The organism is Nonomuraea sp. NPDC050786, assembly GCF_040654115.1.
Taxonomy (GTDB): domain Bacteria; phylum Actinomycetota; class Actinomycetes; order Streptosporangiales; family Streptosporangiaceae; genus Nonomuraea.
Map to the genome: position 1 here is coordinate 176,859 of NZ_JBFAHJ010000005.1, position 18,099 is coordinate 194,957.

At 71.4% G+C, this 18,099-nt stretch carries 18 protein-coding genes; 12 read left to right on the plus strand and 6 right to left on the minus strand.

Annotation, left to right across the window (positions count from 1 at the left end; genetic code table 11):
• Positions 1 to 4 precede the first annotated feature (4 nt).
• The 7 genes from AB0H84_RS12855 to AB0H84_RS12885 all read left to right on the plus strand — a co-directional run bounded on the left by AB0H84_RS12855 (position 5) and on the right by AB0H84_RS12885 (position 8,667).
• Positions 5 to 517: a YbaK/EbsC family protein gene (locus AB0H84_RS12855; protein WP_357602497.1), complete on the plus strand. Its 513-nt coding sequence runs from the start codon at positions 5 to 7 to the stop codon at positions 515 to 517.
• 132 nt (positions 518 to 649) lie between these two features.
• On the plus strand, positions 650 to 2,566 hold the full coding sequence (locus tag AB0H84_RS12860) for a protein kinase (protein WP_357602500.1): 1,917 nt from the start codon (positions 650 to 652) through the stop codon (positions 2,564 to 2,566).
• A gap of 16 nt (positions 2,567 to 2,582) precedes the next feature.
• Complete coding sequence (locus AB0H84_RS12865; protein ID WP_357602503.1) at positions 2,583 to 4,484, plus strand: serine/threonine-protein kinase; 1,902 nt, start codon at positions 2,583 to 2,585, stop codon at positions 4,482 to 4,484.
• Between the two features lie 36 nt (positions 4,485 to 4,520).
• On the plus strand, positions 4,521 to 5,708 hold the full coding sequence (locus AB0H84_RS12870) for a serine/threonine-protein kinase (protein ID WP_357602506.1): 1,188 nt from the start codon (positions 4,521 to 4,523) through the stop codon (positions 5,706 to 5,708).
• A 195-nt stretch (positions 5,709 to 5,903) separates the two neighbouring features.
• Positions 5,904 to 6,683: an electron transfer flavoprotein subunit beta/FixA family protein gene (locus AB0H84_RS12875; RefSeq protein WP_357602508.1), complete on the plus strand. Its 780-nt coding sequence runs from the start codon at positions 5,904 to 5,906 to the stop codon at positions 6,681 to 6,683.
• Between the two features lie 19 nt (positions 6,684 to 6,702).
• A complete protein-coding gene (locus tag AB0H84_RS12880) occupies positions 6,703 to 7,656 on the plus strand; it encodes an electron transfer flavoprotein subunit alpha/FixB family protein (protein ID WP_357602510.1) in 954 nt (317 codons plus the stop codon).
• Between the two features lie 279 nt (positions 7,657 to 7,935).
• On the plus strand, positions 7,936 to 8,667 hold the full coding sequence (locus AB0H84_RS12885) for an NAD(P)H-binding protein (protein WP_357602513.1): 732 nt from the start codon (positions 7,936 to 7,938) through the stop codon (positions 8,665 to 8,667).
• On the opposite strand, the gene AB0H84_RS12890 is transcribed toward AB0H84_RS12885, so the two are convergent.
• Positions 8,634 to 9,047, minus strand: a complete 414-nt coding sequence (locus tag AB0H84_RS12890) for an ester cyclase (protein WP_357602516.1) — start codon at positions 9,045 to 9,047, stop codon at positions 8,634 to 8,636. The two genes, AB0H84_RS12885 and AB0H84_RS12890, sit on opposite strands and share 34 nt — an antisense overlap.
• A gap of 43 nt (positions 9,048 to 9,090) precedes the next feature.
• Between AB0H84_RS12890 and AB0H84_RS12895 the strand changes: the two genes are divergently transcribed.
• Positions 9,091 to 9,711 (plus strand): TetR/AcrR family transcriptional regulator C-terminal domain-containing protein, encoded by a 621-nt coding sequence (locus AB0H84_RS12895; protein WP_357602518.1) that lies wholly within the window; start codon positions 9,091 to 9,093, stop codon positions 9,709 to 9,711.
• 64 nt (positions 9,712 to 9,775) lie between these two features.
• Here AB0H84_RS12895 and AB0H84_RS12900 read toward each other — a convergent pair whose 3' ends face one another.
• The 3 genes from AB0H84_RS12900 to AB0H84_RS12910 form a co-directional block, all read right to left on the minus strand.
• Entirely contained in the window at positions 9,776 to 10,450 is a 675-nt protein-coding gene (locus AB0H84_RS12900) for a rhomboid family intramembrane serine protease (protein WP_357602520.1), read from the minus strand.
• Between the two features lie 69 nt (positions 10,451 to 10,519).
• Positions 10,520 to 11,713, minus strand: coding sequence for an MFS transporter (locus tag AB0H84_RS12905; protein ID WP_357602524.1), 1,194 nt, complete (start codon positions 11,711 to 11,713; stop codon positions 10,520 to 10,522).
• 376 nt (positions 11,714 to 12,089) lie between these two features.
• Positions 12,090 to 12,602, minus strand: a complete 513-nt coding sequence (locus AB0H84_RS12910; protein WP_357602527.1) for a TetR/AcrR family transcriptional regulator — start codon at positions 12,600 to 12,602, stop codon at positions 12,090 to 12,092.
• Positions 12,603 to 12,656: 54 nt separating this feature from the next.
• Between AB0H84_RS12910 and AB0H84_RS12915 the strand changes: the two genes are divergently transcribed.
• Entirely contained in the window at positions 12,657 to 13,820 is a 1,164-nt protein-coding gene (locus tag AB0H84_RS12915) for a cysteine desulfurase family protein (protein WP_357602530.1), read from the plus strand.
• A gap of 19 nt (positions 13,821 to 13,839) precedes the next feature.
• On the opposite strand, the gene AB0H84_RS12920 is transcribed toward AB0H84_RS12915, so the two are convergent.
• Entirely contained in the window at positions 13,840 to 14,886 is a 1,047-nt protein-coding gene (locus AB0H84_RS12920) for a DUF695 domain-containing protein (RefSeq protein ID WP_357602533.1), read from the minus strand.
• Positions 14,887 to 14,953: 67 nt separating this feature from the next.
• Here AB0H84_RS12920 and mnmA point away from each other — a divergent pair, with 67 nt between their 5' ends.
• A complete protein-coding gene (mnmA, locus tag AB0H84_RS12925; RefSeq protein ID WP_357602535.1) occupies positions 14,954 to 16,012 on the plus strand; it encodes a tRNA 2-thiouridine(34) synthase MnmA in 1,059 nt (352 codons plus the stop codon).
• Here the strand turns inward: mnmA and AB0H84_RS12930 are convergent.
• On the minus strand, positions 16,005 to 16,637 hold the full coding sequence (locus tag AB0H84_RS12930) for an MBL fold metallo-hydrolase (protein WP_357602538.1): 633 nt from the start codon (positions 16,635 to 16,637) through the stop codon (positions 16,005 to 16,007). The two genes, mnmA and AB0H84_RS12930, sit on opposite strands and share 8 nt — an antisense overlap.
• A 24-nt stretch (positions 16,638 to 16,661) precedes the next feature.
• Between AB0H84_RS12930 and AB0H84_RS12935 the strand changes: the two genes are divergently transcribed.
• Positions 16,662 to 17,654, plus strand: coding sequence for a methionine synthase (locus AB0H84_RS12935; protein WP_357602541.1), 993 nt, complete (start codon positions 16,662 to 16,664; stop codon positions 17,652 to 17,654).
• 14 nt (positions 17,655 to 17,668) lie between these two features.
• The gene (locus AB0H84_RS12940; protein ID WP_357602544.1) at positions 17,669 to 18,073 is read left to right on the plus strand and encodes a hypothetical protein; all 405 of its coding nucleotides are present in this window, start codon (positions 17,669 to 17,671) and stop codon (positions 18,071 to 18,073) included.
• Positions 18,074 to 18,099: the final 26 nt, after the last annotated feature.

Below are 18,099 nucleotides of genomic sequence, written 5' to 3' on the forward strand. Positions count from 1 at the left end.
GGAGATGGAGCTGCACTGGGTGCCCGCGACCGAACGGACCGACCTGCTGGCCGATCCGGTGGCCCAGGCCGTGGCGGACCTAGGGGGTGCCGAGGTGGCCGAGATCGACCCTGAGCTGGCCGACACGGCCGCGTTCTGCGAGCGGTACGGCGTGACACTCGACGAGTCGGCCAACTGCGTGGTCGTGGCCGCCAAGCGGGGCGGCGAGACGCGATACGCGGCCTGCATGGTGCTCGCGACGATGCGGGTGGACGTCAACGGCGTGGTGCGCAGGCACCTCGAGGCCCGCAAGGCGAGCTTCGCGCCGATGGCCGACGCGGTCGAGCTGACCGGGATGGAGTACGGCGGCATCACCCCGCTCGGCCTGCCGGGCGACTGGCCGATCCTCGTCGACACGCATGTCGCCGAGCACCCGAGGGTGGTGATCGGGAGCGGCCTGCGCAGGTCGAAGCTGGCCGTCCCCGGCGCCGCGCTGGCCGGGCTGAAGACCGCCGAGGTGCTGCCGCTGGCCGGCTGAGAGCAAACTGAAGCCGATTCGAGACCGTGGGATGGGAAACCGATGGGGCCTTTCTGGACGTTGTACGAGTGGGAATGTGGCCTCATGGTTCATCTCGTGGGCGGGGATTAAGCCGGTATGGTGCTTCATGCCATGAACGATGACCGACTAGGCCCTTACCGGCTGCTCAGGCGGCTAGGTGAAGGCGGGATGGGCGTTGTCCACCTCGCTGTCGACCCCCAGGGGCGGCAGGTGGCGGTCAAGGTCCTGCGTGGAGAGGTCGCCGGCGACGAGGTCGCCAGGCGGCGGCTTTCGCGCGAGGTCGAGACGATGCGGCGCGTGCGCAGCGAATACATCGCCGAGGTGCTCGACGCCGACGTCACCGGTCATCGCCCGTACATCGTCACCCGCTACGTCCCCGGCCGTCCCCTCGACGAGATCGTCAAGGACGACGGGCCCCTCGACCTGCCCGCGCTGATCAAGGTCGCGCACGGGGTGGCGTCCGCGCTGGCCGCCGTGCACTCGGTGGGCGTGATCCACCGCGACCTCAAGCCGGGGAACGTGCTGATCCTCGACGGCCGGCCCGTCCTGATCGACTTCGGCATCGCCCAGGCGGTGGACGCGACGCGGCTGACGCAGACCGGCATGTTCATCGGCACGCCCGGTTACCTCGCCCCCGAGATCATCGAGGGGCAGGAGGCGGGGCCCGAGGTCGACGTCCACGCGTGGGCGGGCACGCTGCTCTTCGCGGCCACCGGCGCGCCGCCCTTCGGCAAGGGCACGCTGGAGATGATCTTCTACAACATCACCGCGGGCAAGGCCGACATCAGCGCCGCCCCGGCGCCGTTGCAGCCGCTGCTCAAGGCGGCGTTCCAGCGCAATCCGAACAAGCGCCCCAGCGCCGCCGAGCTGACCGAGAAGATCGCCAGGCTCCGGCCCGAGCCGAAGGCGTTCTCGCCCGACGACATCCTGACCGTCCCCCGCCCCAAGGAGGTCGTGCCCGACCTCGCGCCGGTGCAGGAGAAGCCCTCGTACGACATCTCCACGCCGCCGGTGACGCCGAAGAGCCTGCTGGAGGCGCAGGAGCGGCCGGCCGCGTCGCAGGAGCAGGAGTTCGTCTCGCTGCTGCCCAACCAGCCCGACCCGTGGCCGACCCGCAGGGTGACGCCCGAGGAACTGCGGCGGATCCAGCGCGAGAACGGGATGGCCCCGCCCTGGCAGCAGCCGGTCAACAACCACGGCGTCGCGGCCCCGCCCGGCGAGGGCGACGTGCCCACCAGGCGGGTGCGTCCGGAGTCGCCCGACTACGGCCGGATCCACACGCCGGTGCCGAACGGGCCGGTCCCGAACGTCCAGGGCCCCGAGCTGAGGCCCTCGCCGAGCCCGCTCCAGCCGCCCCCGTACATCCCGCCGCAGTACCCGCAGCACGAGCCGTACGTCCCCGCGGTCCACCCGGGCAACGGGGTGCAGCGTTCCAAGTCGTACGGCGTGGCGAGCGCGATGCTGCTCGTCCTGATGATCGTGGCCGCGGTCTTCGTGCCCGTGCTCGTCGCGGTCCTCGCCATCCCGGTCGCGATTGTGCTGCGCGCGGCCGATCTGGCCCAGCCCCGGCTCGCCGCCCGCAGGGGCGCGGGGCCGGCGGCCGCCGACGTGATCAAGGTGTTCGCCCACCCTCAGGCGCTGGCCAAGTCGGTGGGCATCACGCTGGCGCTGGTGCTCTACGCGCTCATCCTCGGCCTGCCGGTGACCCTGCTGCTCACCGTGGTGGCCAGAATGGACCCGTCCAATGCCCTGGCCTGGGGCGCCGCGGTCGCGCTGTGGACCGTGTGCGCGGGTCCGGGAGTGGAGGGTCCTGGCAAACAGATGCGCAGGACGCTCTCATCGCTCGTACCCTCGAGAACAGCGGCGATGGTGACAGCAGGAGTCCTCGCGGCGGGTGCCGCGCTCTCGCTGGTCCTCGCCGTCGGCACGTTCGGGGAAGAGCCATCAAGGGGGGCCGTATGGACTCCGGTGAACGTCAAACCGTTGGTGAAGCAGCTGGAAGGTCTGAGGGGGAACTCGGGGGGATGACACGGGGAAGGTGGCGATGAACACCCAGGCATCAGAGCGCCTCGGCCCGTACCGGCTGGTCAGGAAGATCGGCGAAGGTGGCATGGGGGTCGTCCACCTCGGTCTCGACGGCGAGGGCCGCGAGGTCGCCATCAAGGTCCTCCACCCGCACGTGGCCGCCGACCTCAAGGCGCGCGACCGGCTGACCCGCGAGGTCGAGACCATGCGCCGGGTGCGCAGCCCGCACGTCGCCGAGGTCATCGACGCCGAGCTCGTGGGCGGCCAGCCGTACGTCGTGACCCGCTTCGCGCCGGGGCGCACGCTGGAGGACACCGTCCTGTCGGAGGGTCCCCTGGAGGCGCGCGAGCTCATCAGGCTCGCTCAGGGGCTCTGCCAGGCGCTGGTGGCCATCCACGCCGCCGACGTGATCCACCGCGACTTCAAGCCGTCCAACGTCATGCTGGTCAACGGCGAGCCGCTGGTCATCGACTTCGGCATCGCCCACCTGGTGAACGCCACCAGGCTGACGCAGACCGGCATGTTCGTGGGCACGCCCGGCTATCTGGCGCCCGAGATCATCCGTGACTCCGACATCACCCAGGCGGCCGACGTGCACGCGCTGGCCTCGACGGTGTTCTTCGCCGCGACGGGCGCGCCGCCGTTCGGCACGGGGACGTTCGAGGCGGTCTGCTTCAACATCATGGAAGGGCGGGCGCAGCTCGACAAGTCGCCCGCGTGGCTGCGCGGCTGGCTGAGCAGGGCGCTCCAGGTGGACCCGGCGAGCCGGCCCAGCGCGCAGGAGCTGCTGCGGATGGCCAGGGCGCTCGATCCCTCGGTGACCACGTTCCACGAGGCCCCCCTCGACGGGGCCTCCGGGCCGACGGGCACCAAGCGCATGGCCGACCGGACGCGGACCATGGACACCTTCTCCGACCTGCTGCCGCCGGTGGAGTACGGCAGGGCCGCGCCGGCCCCGTACAAGGAGGAGCGGCCGCCCCCCAACCGGGAGGAGCGGCCGTACCGGGAGGAGCGGCCGTACCGGGAGGAGCGGCCGTACCGGGAGGAGCGGCCGCCGCCCTACGTGCCCGCGCCGGTCGCGGCCAGGCCGCCGGTGCCGCGCGCCGACCAGCGGGTCGCCGGCTACCCGGCGCCGCAGCCCACGGCGCCGTCGCAGGCCCGGCCGTACGGTGGGCCGCGTTCCAGCGGACCACCGCACGGGTCGGCGAAGCCTGACCCGTACACTCCGCCGCCCCAGTACCAGCCGCCGGCCGAGCGGAAGAAGTACCTGTTCGGCAGCCAGGTCGTCGGCCTGCTCCTGCTGGTCACGCTGGTGGCGCTGACCGTCATGATGCCGGTCATGGTGGGCGTGGTCGCCGTCGCGCTCGCCCTGGTGCTGCGCCTGGGCGAATACCTCTTCGGCGACCTGGTCAAGCGGCGCCAGATGCGCGGGAGCAGCTCGGCCGATCCGCTGCTGGCGGTGGTCGGCACCCCGTGGGCGCTGGTGAAGTCCGCGCTCGTGACGGCCGTGCACGTGCCGCTGTCGCTGCTGTTCGGCATGTGCGTCTGGGGCGCGCTCTACTGGGCGGGCAAGATGAGCGTCAACGAGGCGGCCTCGTTCGCGGCGGGCGCCTTCGCGGCGGGCCTGTTCGTGCTGCCGGGCGGCGGCGCGCCGCGCAAGGCCGTCACCCGCACGCTCACCGGGGTGCTGCGCAGCCCGGGTGCCGCGCTGGTCGCGGTCGTGCTGGTGGGCACGGCGGCGCTGTTCGCGGTGATGTTCGCGCTGGGGCAGGACGCGGTGTGGTACCCGTGGCGGGCGCCGGAGTCGGTGATCAACGACCTGGCGAGCGACGCCAAGCAGAGCACCATCGGGCTGATCACCGGGATGATCGACAGCCTGCTCAGCGACCTCGGGCTGGGGTTCCTGACTCCCTGGTCCTGAGTGTCCCCACGGGCTCTCGGGGGGAGAGATGAGGGTATGAGTGAGCGCCTCGGCCCATACGAGCTCCTTTCCCGGCTCGGGGCGGGCGGGTTCGGCGAGGTGCACCTCGCGCTCGACCCCGAGGGCCGTACGGTCGCGGTCAAGGTGCTCCACCCCCACGTCGCCGCCGACGGCGGGGCGCTGGCCCGGCTGGCACGCGAGGTGGAGACCATGCGCAGGGTCGGCGGGCGGCACGTGGCGGAGGTGCTCGACGCCTCGCTGGAGGGCACCAGACCGTACCTCGTGACCCGCTACGTGCAGGGCCGCCCGCTCAGCGCCGTGCCCGTGCCCGTCGCGGACCTGCGCGGTCTCGCCGCCGGCCTGGCCGACGCCCTGCTCGCCATGCACGAGGCCGGGGTGGTGCACCGCGATCTCAAACCGGCCAACGTGATGATCGCGGAGGGCGAGCCCGTCGTCATCGACTTCGGCATCGCCAGCGCGTTCGACTCGCTGTCGGTCACGGCCTCGGGCGCGGTGGTGGGCACGCCCGGCTACCTGGCGCCTGAGGTGCTGGAGGGCAAGAGCGCGGGGCCCGAGGCCGACGTGTTCTCCTTCGGGGCGACGCTGGCCTACGCGGCGACGGGGCGGCAGCCGTACGGGCAGGGGCCCGCCTCCGCGGTCGCGTACCGGGTGGTGCATCACCAGCCTGACCTGGAGGATGTTCCGGAGTGGCTGGCGTCGCTGTTACGCGAGTGCCTGGCCGCCGACCCGGCCGCGCGGCCGACGGCCGCGCAGCTCTGTGCCAGGCTCGGTGCCGCCCCTGTCACGCATGCCCGGGTGCGTGCCGCCGACCATCTGGCCACCAGGGAGTGGCGGGCGGGCAAGGAGCGGCCTCGCAGGTCGGTCGAGGAGTCGCGGGCCAGGCACCGGGAGAAGGTACGCAGGCGCTGGCTGATCGGCTCGGGACTGTTCGTGTCGCTGCTGGCCGCCGCCGCGCGCGAGCCGCTGCCCGAGGTGGCGCTGTTCCTGCTGGCGGCGTACGCGCTGGGCGCGGTGACCGATGCCGGGGTGGCGCTGTTCTCGCGCAGCCCCTACCGGCGCAGCCGGATGATCGTGGACCTGGCGGGCGTGGCGGGGGCCGTGGGGCTCTGTTTCGGGCTGGCCGCGCTGTTCAGCACGTTCACGCTGGCCCTGTTCGCGGGCACGGCGCTGGTGGTGGGGATCGTCTTCCTGCTCTCCGCCTAGACCGAACAAAGTTCTGTATAGTGGGTAGCTGTAGGTTTGCGGTTAAGCTACTCATGGGTAACATGACTCGCGGAAAACTGAACACACCCTCTGTCGGGGGCCCGCCGGGCACCTGGCAGTCTGGACAGCATTGCATTCGGCGTCCACCGCAGCGAGGCGGTGGCGCACGCGATCACGGGAGGTCGGCCGCCGGCCATGAACATCGTCGTCTGCGTGAAGCAGGTCCCCGACACTGCGACCGAGCGCAAGCTGCGGTCCGATGACAAGACGCTCGACCGAGACGCCGCCGACGGCGTGGTCAACGAGCTTGACGAGTACGCGGTCGAGGAAGCGCTGCGGCTCAAGGAGGCCCACGAGGGTGAGGTGACCGTGCTCACCATGGGTCCCGGCAAGGCCACCGAGACCATCCGCAAGGCGCTGGCCATGGGGGCCGACAAGGCCGTCCACCTCAGCGATGACGCGCTGCACGGCTCCGACGCGCTGTCCACCTCGTACGCGATGGCGCAGGTGCTCAAGAAGATCGGGTTCGACCTGGTCATCCTGGGCTCCGAGTCCACCGACGCGCGCACCGGCGTGCTGGCCGCGATGCTGGCCGAGCGCCTCGGCACGCCGCAGCTCACGCTGGCCAACAAGGTCGACGTCGACGGCACCTCGATCACCGTCCAGCGCATCACCGACTACGGCTTCGACAAGGTCGAGGCCACGCTCCCGGCCGTCGTCTCCGTGGTCGAGAAGATCAACGAGCCGCGTTACCCGTCGTTCAAGGGCATCATGGCGGCCAAGAAGAAGCCGGTCGAGACGCTGGCCATCGGCGACGCGTCCATCGACGCCGACCAGGTGGGCCTGGGCGCCGCCTGGTCCTCCGTCGTCGACTTCGCCGCCGCCCCGCCGCGTGCGGCCGGCACGATCGTCAAGGATGAGGGCGACGGTGGCGCGAAGGCCGCCGAATTCCTCGCGTCCAAGAAGTTCATCTGAGAGCGGGAGAGTTACTGAAATGTCGGAGATTCTCGTTCTCGTCGAGCAGGTCGAAGGCGAGGTCAAGAAGGTCACGCTCGAGCTGCTGACCCTGGCCCGCTCGCTCGGCACCCCCGCCGCCGTCTGGGCCGGCCCCGGCATCACGCCGGAGGCCAAGGCCAGGCTGGCCGAGTACGGCGCTGACAAGATCTACGTCGCTCCGTCGAGCGACATCGTGGAGTACGTGGTCGCGCCCAAGGCCGAACTGCTCGCCCAGCTCGTGGCCGACAAGTCGCCGGCCGCCGTGCTCGTGGCCGCCACGCCCGAGGGCAAGGAGATCGCCGGTCGCCTGGCCATCAAGACCGACTCCGGGGTCATCACCGATGCCGTGGGCCTGGGCGAGGGCTTCGTGGCCGACCAGTCCATCTTCGGCGGCGGCATCAACGTGCAGTCCAAGGTGAGCAAGGGCACGCCGATCGTGGCCGTGCGCCCCAACTCGACCGCCCCCGAGCCCTCGGCCGGGGCCGGGACCGAGGAGGAGGTGTCGGTCACGCTGTCCGACGCCGCCAAGGCGGCCCGCATCGTCGAGCGCGTCAAGCAGGAGAAGGGCGCCCGCCCCGAGCTGACGGAGGCCGCGATCGTGGTCTCCGGCGGCCGTGGCGTGGGCTCGGCCGAGAACTTCTCGATCATCGAGCAGCTGGCCGACTCGCTCGGCGCCGCCGTCGGCGCCTCGCGCGCCGCCACGGACGCCGGGTGGTATCCGCACCAGTTCCAGGTGGGCCAGACGGGCAAGACCGTGTCGCCGCAGCTGTACATCGCGGCCGGCATCTCGGGAGCCATCCAGCACCGGGCCGGGATGCAGACCGCCAAGACGATCGTGGCGATCAACAAGGACCCGGAGGCGCCGATCTTCGAGCTGGCCGACTATGGCGTGGTGGGCGACCTGAACCAGGTGGTGCCGCAGCTCACCGAAGAGGTCAACAAGCGCAAGTAAGCGCGGGGCCTCCAGGGGCAAGGCACGGTCCTCGCGGTCAGCGCTTCGCGCATAGAACTCAGGCTGTGACATTGGGGGGCGCGGCCCCCCAATCCCCGCCTAAAAGCCGCTTCGCCGAGTCGCTCCGCAATTGACCGGCATAAGGAGTGTGGCTCGCTGAGCGGAGTCTTTTAGATCCGGTTGTCTGGTAGACAGAGCGAGGGCCGACACCTACACCCGTAGCCAGTCCACAGGCGGACCATCCCGTAGCTCGGTGGCCGCCGAGCACAGCTTGGGAATGTGGGTGCCGTCGCTGGAGACCACCTTGGCGGCTCTACTTGCGCTGGCGGCCGTCGCCAGCCGTTCGTGCAGCAGGCCAGGGACCTCGGCGTCGAGCGCGTCGTGCTGCTTTCGGGGCGCGGAGTGGACGTGCCCGGCTATGCGGGTGACGACAGCGCGGCAGGCAGGACCCATGTCGACGGCGAGGACGCGGTGCGCTCCTGCGGCCTGGCATGGACGATTCTGCGGCCCGGTTGGTTCGCGCAGAATTTCAGCGAAGGCTTCTTCCGCGACGCGGTGCTCGCCGGCGAGGTGCGCCTGCCGGCCGGTGACGGTGCGGCGAGCTTCGTCGACGCAGAAGACATCGCCGCGGTGGCGGTCGCGGCGCTGACGGAGGAGGGGCATGAGGGGCAGACGTACGAGCTGTCCGGCCCCCGCGCACTGACCATCGCCGAGGCCGTCGAGTTGATCTCTGAGGCCACCGGCCGCACGGTGCGCTACGTGCCGCTGACCGTCGAGGAGTTCATCGCCCGTCTGGAAGGCGAGGGCTGGCCGAAGACCGATGCCGTGGCCTATGCCGACGCGATCACCCCGATCCGGCGTGGCATGGACGAGCACCTGTCCGACGGAGTGCAGCGCGCGCTCGGCCGCCCGCCACGCGAATTCGCCCTATTCGTGAAGGACGCGGCCGCCGCCGGAGCCTGGCGTGACGCACCGCCTCAGTCGGCCTCGGGCCAGTCCCAGCCCAGCTGAAGGAACATGCCCAGCCGGTCGCTGACGGCCCGGATCTCGCTGATCCTGCCGTCCGCCATGGTGAAGATGAAGATCGACTCCATGGTGAAGCCTTTCATGGTCGGCTCCGGCATGCGCGGGTGGTAGCCGGTGTGCTCGCCGGTGACGATCAGGCGGGCCACCACCCGGTCGCCCTCTTCGAGCAGCTCCTCGACCGACAGGTGGAACGGCTCGAACGCGTCCAGCTGCATCTGGAAGCCCTCGAAGGCGGCGCCGGGCTCGTCGCGCTCGCCAAAGATGATCTTGTTGTGGTCGATGACGTCGGCTGCCACGTGCATGGGCAGGTCGTGCAGGCGGCGCTCGTTGACGGCGGTGATGAAGTCGCGGACCACGGTCTTCACGGAAACCCCTCTCTTACGGCGTAAGACGATTATCTTACGGTGTATGAAACGAGTGGGACTGTCAAGAGAGAAGGTCCTTCAGGCCGCGCTCGACCTGGTGGACAGGGAGGGAGTGGCCGCGCTCTCCATGCGCAAACTGGGCCGGGAGCTGGGCGTCGAGGCGATGACGCTCTACTACTACGTGCCGAACAAGGACGCCGTCCTCGACGGCCTCGTCGAGCGGACGCTGGCCGACGTGGAGGTGCGGCCGGAGGGGCCGTGGCGGGAGTGGGCGCGCAGGTTCGCCGGTTCGTTCCGCGCCGCCCTGCTCGCCCATCCCGCCCTGCTGCCGCTGCTCGCCACCCGGCCCGTCAGCACTCCCGGCGGGCTGGACACCCTCGAACGCGCCGCGCAGGCGCTCGTCAAGGAGGGGTTCGACGCCTCGGAAGCGCTGCATGTGATCACGACCGTCGCGACGTTCGTGATCGGCCAGGTGCTGGCCGAAGCGGGACGGACTCCCGGCCACGACGAACCGGAGCCCGTCCCGGACTTCGACGCCGAACGCCACCCCGTGCTGGCCCAGGCACTGGCCGGTGGGCTCGGGACACCTGAAGATCACCGGGATCGCTTCGACTTCGCCCTCGACGCCCTGCTCGCCGGGCTCCGGCCCCGGCAGGGTCCTTGAGGGGGAGGAGCTTGGGGGTCTCTGTGAGTGGCGGCGCCGTTCCACCCGGACGCCGGGAGAACTTTCAGGCGAGCGGCTCCGTACGCCTGGACGTCGAAGAGTACGTGCCTTGCAGGACCCACCCCACGACGATGCCGCCCAGCAGCGCGAACCCGTGGAGGTCCAACCGGGCGACCAGGACGGCGGCCGCGGCGACGGGGACGGCGACGAAGAGCCAGAGCGGGACGCGCTCGCGCCGGCCGACGAGCTGGGTGCCGGCCGCCGCCAGGGCGATCATGGCGACGACGCCCCACGTGCCCAGGCCGGACAGGAGCGAGGCGGCCAGCACGACCGCGTAGAACGCGCCCAGCGAACGGTCCAGCCGCTCCGTGGCGGCCAGTGCGAGGCCGGCGGCCAGGCCGCAGACGGCGATCGAGTTTCCCGCGCCGGGGTCGTTCATGAGATATCCGGAGACCTCCCCGGCCAGCGCGCCGGCCGCGTAGAGGGCGAGCCAGCGCCCCGGACCGAACGACCGCTCCGCGCAGTAGCCGAGCACGGCGAGTGACGCCAGGTTGAACAGGGTTCCCCAGAGGCCGCCGTCCTGCACGACCAGGGCCGTCACCAGCCGCCACCACTCGCCGCCGCGGATCGCGGCCGGATCCCGCATCAGGGCCGGCTCCAAGCCGGGGATCACGAACTGGAGGAGGCTGGGGACCGCCGTGATCGCGAAGGTCGCCGCGGTGACATAGGGCTTGAACATGCGCTCAGCCTCGCACAACCGCTCTACTGGGGGCAGTGCCGGACGTACGAGGCTGAACAGTGACAAATGTCAGGCCGCGAGCTTCGCGGGCTCGGGTTCGACGGCCGGAGCCGGGACGAACGCGGTGGCCTCCCTGCGCGGGAGAAGCCGGGAGGCGAAAGCGATCAACGCGCCGAGGACGACCCCGATGCCGAGCGCGGTACGCAGCGAGGTGGCGTCCGACAGGAAGCCGATCACCACGGGGCCGAGCAGCAGACCGGCGTACCCCATGGCGCCCGCCTGGGCGATCGCCGGACCCGGCGTGTCGGTCGCGGTCCCGGCCAGCGAGAGCGTCAGCGGCGAGATCGTCGCCACGCCGAGCCCGACGAAGAACATCGTGAACACCGCCACCAACGCCGCCGGCGCGAGCAGCACCGCCGCGAAGAACCCCGCCGTCGCCACCCCGGAAACGGTCAGCATGCCCCGGACGCCGAACCTCGTCCGCAACCGGTCACCGGTGAGCCTGGCCACCAGCATGCCCACCTCGAACACGGGGTAGCCGAGGGCCGCCAGCGCCTCGGGGGCGCCCAGCTCGTTCCGCATGTAGAGGCCGTTCCAGTCGGCGACGGTGCCCTCCACCATGAACGCGAAGAACATGATCGCGCCGAGCAGGTAGACGATCGGCGGCATGCGACGGCGGGCCGCCGTCACGGTCCCGGTCGCCGGGGGCTCGGGCAGGTACGTACGGCCGAGCACGACCATGACGGGCAGCGAGACCAGCCCGATCAGCGCCACGTTGGCGGTGAACGGCAGCCCCACGGCGATCGCCAGGCTGCCCAGCGCGCCCGCCGAGATGGCGCCGACGCACCAGCCGGCGTGCATGCCGTTCATCAGCGGCCGCCCGTACGCCTGCTCGACCGTCGAGCCCTGAGCGTTCATGGCCACGTCCACGGTGCCGAACGCCATGCCGAAGAACGCGACGGCCGCCAGGAGCAGCGGGAGGTTCGGCGCGAACGCCACGGCCACGAGGCCCAGCGCGGTGAGCGGCCCACCGATCCGCAGCATGGTCCTGCTGCCCGCGCGGGCCATCACCTTCCGCATGGACTGCATGGTCACCAGCGCGCCCAGGCCCCAGACGAGCAGGATCGTGCCGACCGTCGACTCGGAAAGATGGAGTTTGTCGGTCATCGCGGGGATGCGCACCGTCATGGTGCCCACCATCAGGCCGCCGAGCACGAAGGTCAGGATCGCCCCGTAACGAGCGCTCCTCAGGGCGGGGGACATAACTACACCTCACACAAAGTCACAATTTTTAGCGGTATTTCGCATTACGTCAGCCCCGGCGCCTGACCGCGCCGGCCGCCGCGCCGCCTCGTTCCGGAAGGAGCCCTACTTCACGGCAGGAGAGAACCCGTGGGCGGGAGGCTGGAGCCGAGAGGAAGCGCTGGACGCGGCCGTGCCACGGCACGGCTGATGGGTCGGATCAGGGGGCAAGAGCCGGGGGCGGTCCGCCGGCCAGGCTGGTCGGGGAGCGGCCCAGGGCCCGGTCAGGCCGGCCGGGCTTCAGACCGGCCAGGCCGGTCGGGGGCGCTCCGGGCCCAGGCAGGCTGGTCGGGAGCGGTGGGGAGGCCGCCGGCCGCAGGGGCCGGTGGCGGGCCGGTCAGGAGGGGGGTTTGAGCAGCGTTCTCAGCCGGGCCTCGAGAGCCTGGAGGTCGTCCTCCGTGTTCAGCTCCGGGTCGTGGCTGGCCACGTCCCAGAGCCCCTCACACGCCAGCCGTACGATCTGCGACGCCCGCGGATCCGGCTCCTCGGCCAGCCCCTCACGATGCCAGCGGGCCATCGCGTCACGCAGCGGCGCCAGCAGGAAGAGGTTGCCGGAGGCCCCGGTGACCACGGCCCATCGTCGCAGCCGCCCGGAGCGGACGGCGGCCAGGGTGGCGCCCAGGTAGCGCTCGGTGTAGGTCTCGCCGGGCTGTGCGGCCATGAGCTGGTCGAAGTCCTCGATCAGGCGCTCCACCATGCCCTTGATCAGGGCCTCTTTGGAGCCGTAGTGATAGAGGAGACCGCCCTTGCTGACGCCCGCCCGGTCCGCCACGGCGGCCAGGGTGAGCGCGGCGGAGCCCTGGTCGCAGAGGAGGTCCTCCGCCGCGTCCAAAAGCTCGTCCCTTCGCATGCCCATTACTGTACCGTCCGGACGGTACAGTTGCAAACGAGATACGCTGATCGGGTGACCAGACCGTCGGCCTATCTTGATCATGCGGCGACGACGCCCATGCTGCCCGAGGCGATCGAGGCCATGACGGAGCAGCTCCAACGCGTCGGCAACGCCTCGTCGCTGCACGCCGCGGGCCGCCGTACGCGCAGAGTGGTCGAGGAGTCACGCGAGACGATCGCCGACGCGCTCGGCGCGCGCCCCAGCGAGGTCGTGTTCACCTCGGGCGGCACCGAGGCCGACAACCTCGCGATCAAGGGCCTCTACTGGTCGCGCCGTCCGCGGCGGCGCATCCTGATCAGCTCCGTGGAGCACCACGCCGCGCTCGACCCCGCCCGGTGGCTGGCCGACAGCCAGGGCGCGGAGGTGGAGCTGCTCGACGTGGACGCGTACGGCCGGGTCCAGCCCGACAGTCTACGCGAGGCCATCGAGCGCGATCCCGGCAGCGTGGCCCTGGTCAGCGTCATGTGGGCCAACAACGAGGTCGGCACGGTGCAGCCCGTTCGCGTGCTGGCCGCGATCGCCCACGACCACGGGATCCCGTTCCACACCGACGCGGTCCAGGCGGTGGGGCAGCTGCCTGTGTCGTTCTCCGCCTCGGGGGTCGACGCGCTCACGATGACCGGGCACAAGATCGGCGGCCCGATGGGGGTCGGGGCGCTGCTGCTGGCCAGAGGGCTCACGCCGGTCTCCGTCCAGCACGGCGGGGGTCAGGAACGCGACGTGCGCTCGGGGACGCTCGACGCGCCCGCCATCGCCGGGCTGGCCGCCGCCGTCACCACGGCCGTCAAGGAGCAGGAGGCCCTGAGCCGCCGCCTGACGTCGCTGCGCGACGAGCTCGTCCAGCGGGTCCGCGAGGCCGTCCCCGACGTGGTGCTCAACGGCGACCCGGACGACCGGCTGCCCGGCAACGCCCACTTCTCCTTCCCCGGGTGCGAGGGAGACGCGCTGCTCATGCTGCTCGACGCCAAGGGCGTGGAGTGCTCGACGGGCTCCGCCTGCTCGGCGGGCGTGGCCCAGCCCTCCCACGTGCTGCTGGCCATGGGGGCAGACGCGGCGGCGGCGCGGGGCTCGCTCAGGTTCACGCTGGGGCACACCTCGACCCGCGACGACATCGACCGCCTGATCGAGGTGCTGCCCGCCGCCGTCGAGCGCGCCAGGCGAGCCGGCCTCAGCTGAGTCGAAGAGCGCTCAGGGCTCAGGTGAGGAAGGCCACCACGGCGGTCCAGGCGGGGTCGGCGGCCACGTCCACCCGGGGCTCGCCCTCCTCCCAGCTCACGATCAGCTCCTTGGCGTGGATCGCCGCATCGCCGGTCGGGTCGGCGTACACGTGGATGATCCGGTGCCCCTCGGCGCTCATGTGCGCCGCGAGCACCGCGTCGTCACGCAGCTTGAGCAGCCGCGCGGCCAGGCGCTCCTCGAAGTCGCGCAGCGCCGCCAGCGAGTCGCCGACCGGCAGGCCGTTCTCGTCGCGGTGCGCGTACGGCAGCGTGATCGCGATGTGCTGGTCGAACAGCGGATAGTCCACCGGCCGCAGCGGATGGCGGGCCGTGGCGACCAGCGGCGCGCCGCTCGCCGTCTGCCCCTCCAGCAGCACCCACTCCTCCTCGGTGTAGCCCGAGGCCAGGTCGGCGACCACGGCGGGCAGGTGGGCGGCGGCCACCGAGTCGATCGGCTGGAATGTGGCGGGCGTGATCTCCCCGACCCACCTGGCCACGTCGTCCTCGCCGAGCAGCCAGTCGAGGGCCAGCAGCGTGGCCTCCATCCTGGTGTCCTCGTCGAGCTCGCCGAAGATCGGGTGGTACGCGGTCACGTCCACGCGCGGCTGGTCCCTCGGCACCCGCAGGCCCAGCATCACCTTGTCGAGCGCGAACTCGTGGCCGCCCACATCGAGGGTCAGCTCCATCGCCTGCGGATTGGCCTGCCGCGACGGATGGAACTCCCACAGCAGGTCCGACGGCGGCGCCGCCTTGGCCCAGCGGTGCGCGAGCGAGCGCAGCTCGGGATCGCCCGCGGCGGTGACCACCAGGGCGTGCGCGGCCCCCTTGCCCGGGGCTATCTCCCAGACCAGGCCCGGATGGATCGCGGCGACCGCCGGGGCGAGCCGCTCCTCCAGCCCCTCGGCCGCGCCCTCCGCGACCAGGGAGTCGAGCCCCGGCCTGGCCTCCTCCCACCACGCCCAGAACTCGGCGATCCCGTCGCCGGCCTCTTCTTCGTCCGCGTCCTTGCGCCCGAACAGTCGCATGGGCTGAATCCTCGCAGATCCAGACCATGGTCGCGCACCCCCGGCAGGACAGTACGCTGGAAAGGTCATGGGACTGCGTGTGCTTGCCGCCATGTCGGGCGGCGTCGACTCCGCCGTGGCCGCCGCTCGGATCGCCGAGGCCGGTCACGACGTCACTGGTGTCCACCTTGCGCTGTCGGCCAACCCCCAATCCCATCGCACGGGGGCGAGGGGCTGCTGCACGATCGAGGATTCGCGCGACGCGCGCCGCGCCGCCGACGTGATCGGCATCCCGTTCTACATCTGGGACATGGCCGAGCGCTTCCAGCGTGACGTCGTCGAGGACTTCGTGTCCGAATACGCCGCGGGCCGCACGCCCAACCCGTGCCTGCGGTGCAACGAGAAGATCAAGTTCTCGGCGGTGCTCGACCGGGCGCTGGCCCTGGGCTTCGACGCGGTCGCCACCGGCCACCACGCCAAGCTGGTCGACGGGGTGCTGTCCAGGAGCGTCGACCAGGGCAAGGACCAGTCGTACGTGCTGGGCGTGCTCACCCGCGAGCAGCTCAGCCACGCGATCTTCCCGCTGGGCGGCTCCACCAAGGCCGAGGTGCGCGAGGAGGCCGCCAGGCGCGGCCTGACCGTCGCCGACAAGCCCGACAGCCACGACATCTGCTTCATCGCCGACGGCGACACCCGAGGCTTCCTGGCCAAGCGGCTGGGCTCGGCCGAGGGGCCCATCGTCGACCAGAGCGGCGAGGTCGTCGGCAGCCACCAAGGCGCCCACGGCTTCACGATCGGGCAGCGCAAGGGCCTGCACATCGACCGCCCCGCGCCCGACGGCAGGCCCCGCTACGTGCTCTCGATCGAGCCGGTCTCCAACACGGTCACGGTCGGCCCGCGTGCCGCGCTCGAGGTCACCTCGATCACGTGCGGCAGCCCCGTCTGGAACGGCCCGTCCACGTTCGACGACCTGACCGTGCAGCTGCGCGCCCACGGAGAGGTGTACGGGTGCCGCTTCGAGGAGATCGATGGCGGCCTCCGCGTCGAGCTCGACCGCCCGGCCACCGGGGTGGCGGCGGGCCAGGCGGCGGTGCTCTACTCCGGCGACACGGTGATCGGGTCGGCCACGATCGTCTCCGCTAGCTGATCGTCACCGACTCGCCGACCGCCAGGCGGCGGACGTCGGCCTTCAGCTCTTCGGCCTCGCCTGCCAGCCAGTTGTCCACCAGGCCGAGGCCGATCTCGTTGTAGAGGCCGTCATGGGTGGAGAACGCCCTGGCGGGGCGGACCGTGCGGAGATACGTCACCATGTCCCCGAGCTTCAGCCACGGCCCGCCGGTCGGGACCAGCAGGGTCGGCACCTCCGCCTCCGGGACGGTCAACGCGTCGCCCGGGTAGAAGATCTCGTCGTCGACGAGGAAGCCGATGTTCTGGACGACGGGCACGTCGGGATGGTTCTTGGCGTGCCACTCGCCGAAGGCCCGCACGCGGAAACCGGCCGCCTCCCAGCTGTCGCCGTGCCGTACCACCTGGACCTTCGCCGCGATGTCCGTCAGATCGGCGGCGACGCCCTCACAGGTGTAGATCTCCAGGTCGGGCGAGGCCGCCTTCAGCTTGTCGACGTCCACGTGGTCGAAGTGCTCGTGGGTGATCAGGACGGCGTCGGCGCCGTCGAGCACGGGATCCTTCGTGAACGTCCCCGGGTCGATGACCAGGACCTTGCCGTTCTTCTCCACGCGTACGCAGGCGTGGTCGTACTTCGTCAGCTCCATTGGACAGAGCCTACGCTTGTGCCCATGTCTACGTGGGAAGCAACCGGGGTCGGGTCGCATCCGGGCGAGGATCATCTCGAGGCGATGAGGGTCGTGTTCGGCGAGGTGCCGGGGCTGCCGTACCTGCCGGAGCTGCCGGCCAGGGGCGTCGGCGCCGACATGATCGGCAGGACGGCCGGGATGCTCGTCGAGCTCCCCGTCGAGGTGCAGCCCTCCGGGTGGCGGCTGACCGACCGGCCGGGGCGCGATCACCAGCGGGCCGTCGATCATCTGCGGCGGGATCTCGACGGGCTCGAGGAGGTCGGGCACGACTACGCGGGGCCGCTCAAGCTGCAGGTCTGCGGGCCGTGGACGCTGGCCGCCTCGATCGAGCTGAAGCACGGGGACAAGGTGCTCTCGGACGCGGGGGCCGTACGCGATGTGACGGCCTCGCTGGCGCAGGGGGTGGCCGACCACTGCGCCGAGGTGCGGCGGCGGCTGCCCGGGGTGACGGAGATCGTGCTGCAGCTCGACGAGCCCGGGCTGCCGGGGGTGCTGGCGGGGACGGTGCCGACCGCGTCGGGGTTCGGGCGGCTCGCCGCCGTCGAGGAGTGGCGGGTGGAGGAGTCGCTGCGCTCCTTCGACAGCCCGATCGTGCACTGCTGCGCGCCCGCCGTCCCCTTCGACCTGCTGCGCAGGGCCGGGGTGCGCGGGGTCTCGGTGGACGCCTCGCTGCTGCGGCGCAGGGACGAGGAGGCCCTCGGGGAGTGCGTCGAGGCGGGCCTGACGTTCCTGCTGGGGGTCGTGCCCGGCACGGACACCCGGCTGCCGGACGTCGGGGTGGTCGCCAAGCCGGCGCTGGAGCTGTGGCGGCGGCTCGGGTTCGCCGCCGATCGGCTGGCCGAGCAGGTCGTGCTGACCCCCTCGTGCGGGCTGGCCGGTGCGTCGCCACGGTACGCCCGCGCGGCGCTGGCGGCCTGTCGCAGGGCGGCCCAGGTGCTCAAGGACGATCCTGAAAGTGGGCTGCAAGGCGGCTGAGTATCGTCCGATTCATGATTCTTCGCACTGTGGCGGCGGCCGCCGCCGTACTGATGGCTTCCGCGTCGCCTGCCCTGGCGAACCCGGAGGTGTGGAACTGGGGGTCCATCTACTCCGCCGACCGGGCGGGCAAGGCCAAGGGGAAGGTGGTGCACGACCGCCCGGGGTTCGTGGTCAACGGGAAGCTGTACGACTTCCCGGGCCGTAAGGGGTGCTCCTGGCTGACGTTCCGGTGGGTCAAGGAGGAGGGCGGCAAGGGGTACAAGACGTACCACAACTGCTCGGGAACGAAGCCGCTGGCGTTCTCCTTCCCGACCGGCAACATGCTCTCCATCGAGGGCAAGGTGTGCCGTGGCACGTCCACGAAGGCCACCGGCAAGTGCTCGACCTGGGAAGGAGTCTGGGCCCAGGGGGGCTGAGCTTGTCGGTGCCCGGCGGTAGCGTT

What these genes read in the sequence shown, in the direction of transcription:
- AB0H84_RS12935 (WP_357602541.1), top strand. Translation starts at nt 16,662, where the DNA reads ATGTCTACGTGGGAAGCAACCGGGGTCGGGTCGCATCCGGGCGAGGAT.
- mnmA (WP_357602535.1), top strand. Translation starts at nt 14,954, where the DNA reads ATGGGACTGCGTGTGCTTGCCGCCATGTCGGGCGGCGTCGACTCCGCC.
- AB0H84_RS12880 (WP_357602510.1), top strand. Translation starts at nt 6,703, where the DNA reads ATGTCGGAGATTCTCGTTCTCGTCGAGCAGGTCGAAGGCGAGGTCAAG.
- AB0H84_RS12905 (WP_357602524.1), bottom strand. Translation starts at nt 11,713, where the DNA reads ATGTCCCCCGCCCTGAGGAGCGCTCGTTACGGGGCGATCCTGACCTTC.
- AB0H84_RS12860 (WP_357602500.1), top strand. Translation starts at nt 650, where the DNA reads ATGAACGATGACCGACTAGGCCCTTACCGGCTGCTCAGGCGGCTAGGT.
- AB0H84_RS12865 (WP_357602503.1), top strand. Translation starts at nt 2,583, where the DNA reads ATGAACACCCAGGCATCAGAGCGCCTCGGCCCGTACCGGCTGGTCAGG.
- AB0H84_RS12920 (WP_357602533.1), bottom strand. Translation starts at nt 14,886, where the DNA reads ATGCGACTGTTCGGGCGCAAGGACGCGGACGAAGAAGAGGCCGGCGAC.
- AB0H84_RS12870 (WP_357602506.1), top strand. Translation starts at nt 4,521, where the DNA reads ATGAGTGAGCGCCTCGGCCCATACGAGCTCCTTTCCCGGCTCGGGGCG.
- AB0H84_RS12855 (WP_357602497.1), top strand. Translation starts at nt 5, where the DNA reads ATGGAGCTGCACTGGGTGCCCGCGACCGAACGGACCGACCTGCTGGCC.
- AB0H84_RS12875 (WP_357602508.1), top strand. Translation starts at nt 5,904, where the DNA reads ATGAACATCGTCGTCTGCGTGAAGCAGGTCCCCGACACTGCGACCGAG.
- AB0H84_RS12900 (WP_357602520.1), bottom strand. Translation starts at nt 10,450, where the DNA reads ATGTTCAAGCCCTATGTCACCGCGGCGACCTTCGCGATCACGGCGGTC.
- AB0H84_RS12930 (WP_357602538.1), bottom strand. Translation starts at nt 16,637, where the DNA reads ATGGAGCTGACGAAGTACGACCACGCCTGCGTACGCGTGGAGAAGAAC.
- AB0H84_RS12895 (WP_357602518.1), top strand. Translation starts at nt 9,091, where the DNA reads ATGAAACGAGTGGGACTGTCAAGAGAGAAGGTCCTTCAGGCCGCGCTC.
- AB0H84_RS12940 (WP_357602544.1), top strand. Translation starts at nt 17,669, where the DNA reads ATGATTCTTCGCACTGTGGCGGCGGCCGCCGCCGTACTGATGGCTTCC.
- AB0H84_RS12910 (WP_357602527.1), bottom strand. Translation starts at nt 12,602, where the DNA reads ATGCGAAGGGACGAGCTTTTGGACGCGGCGGAGGACCTCCTCTGCGAC.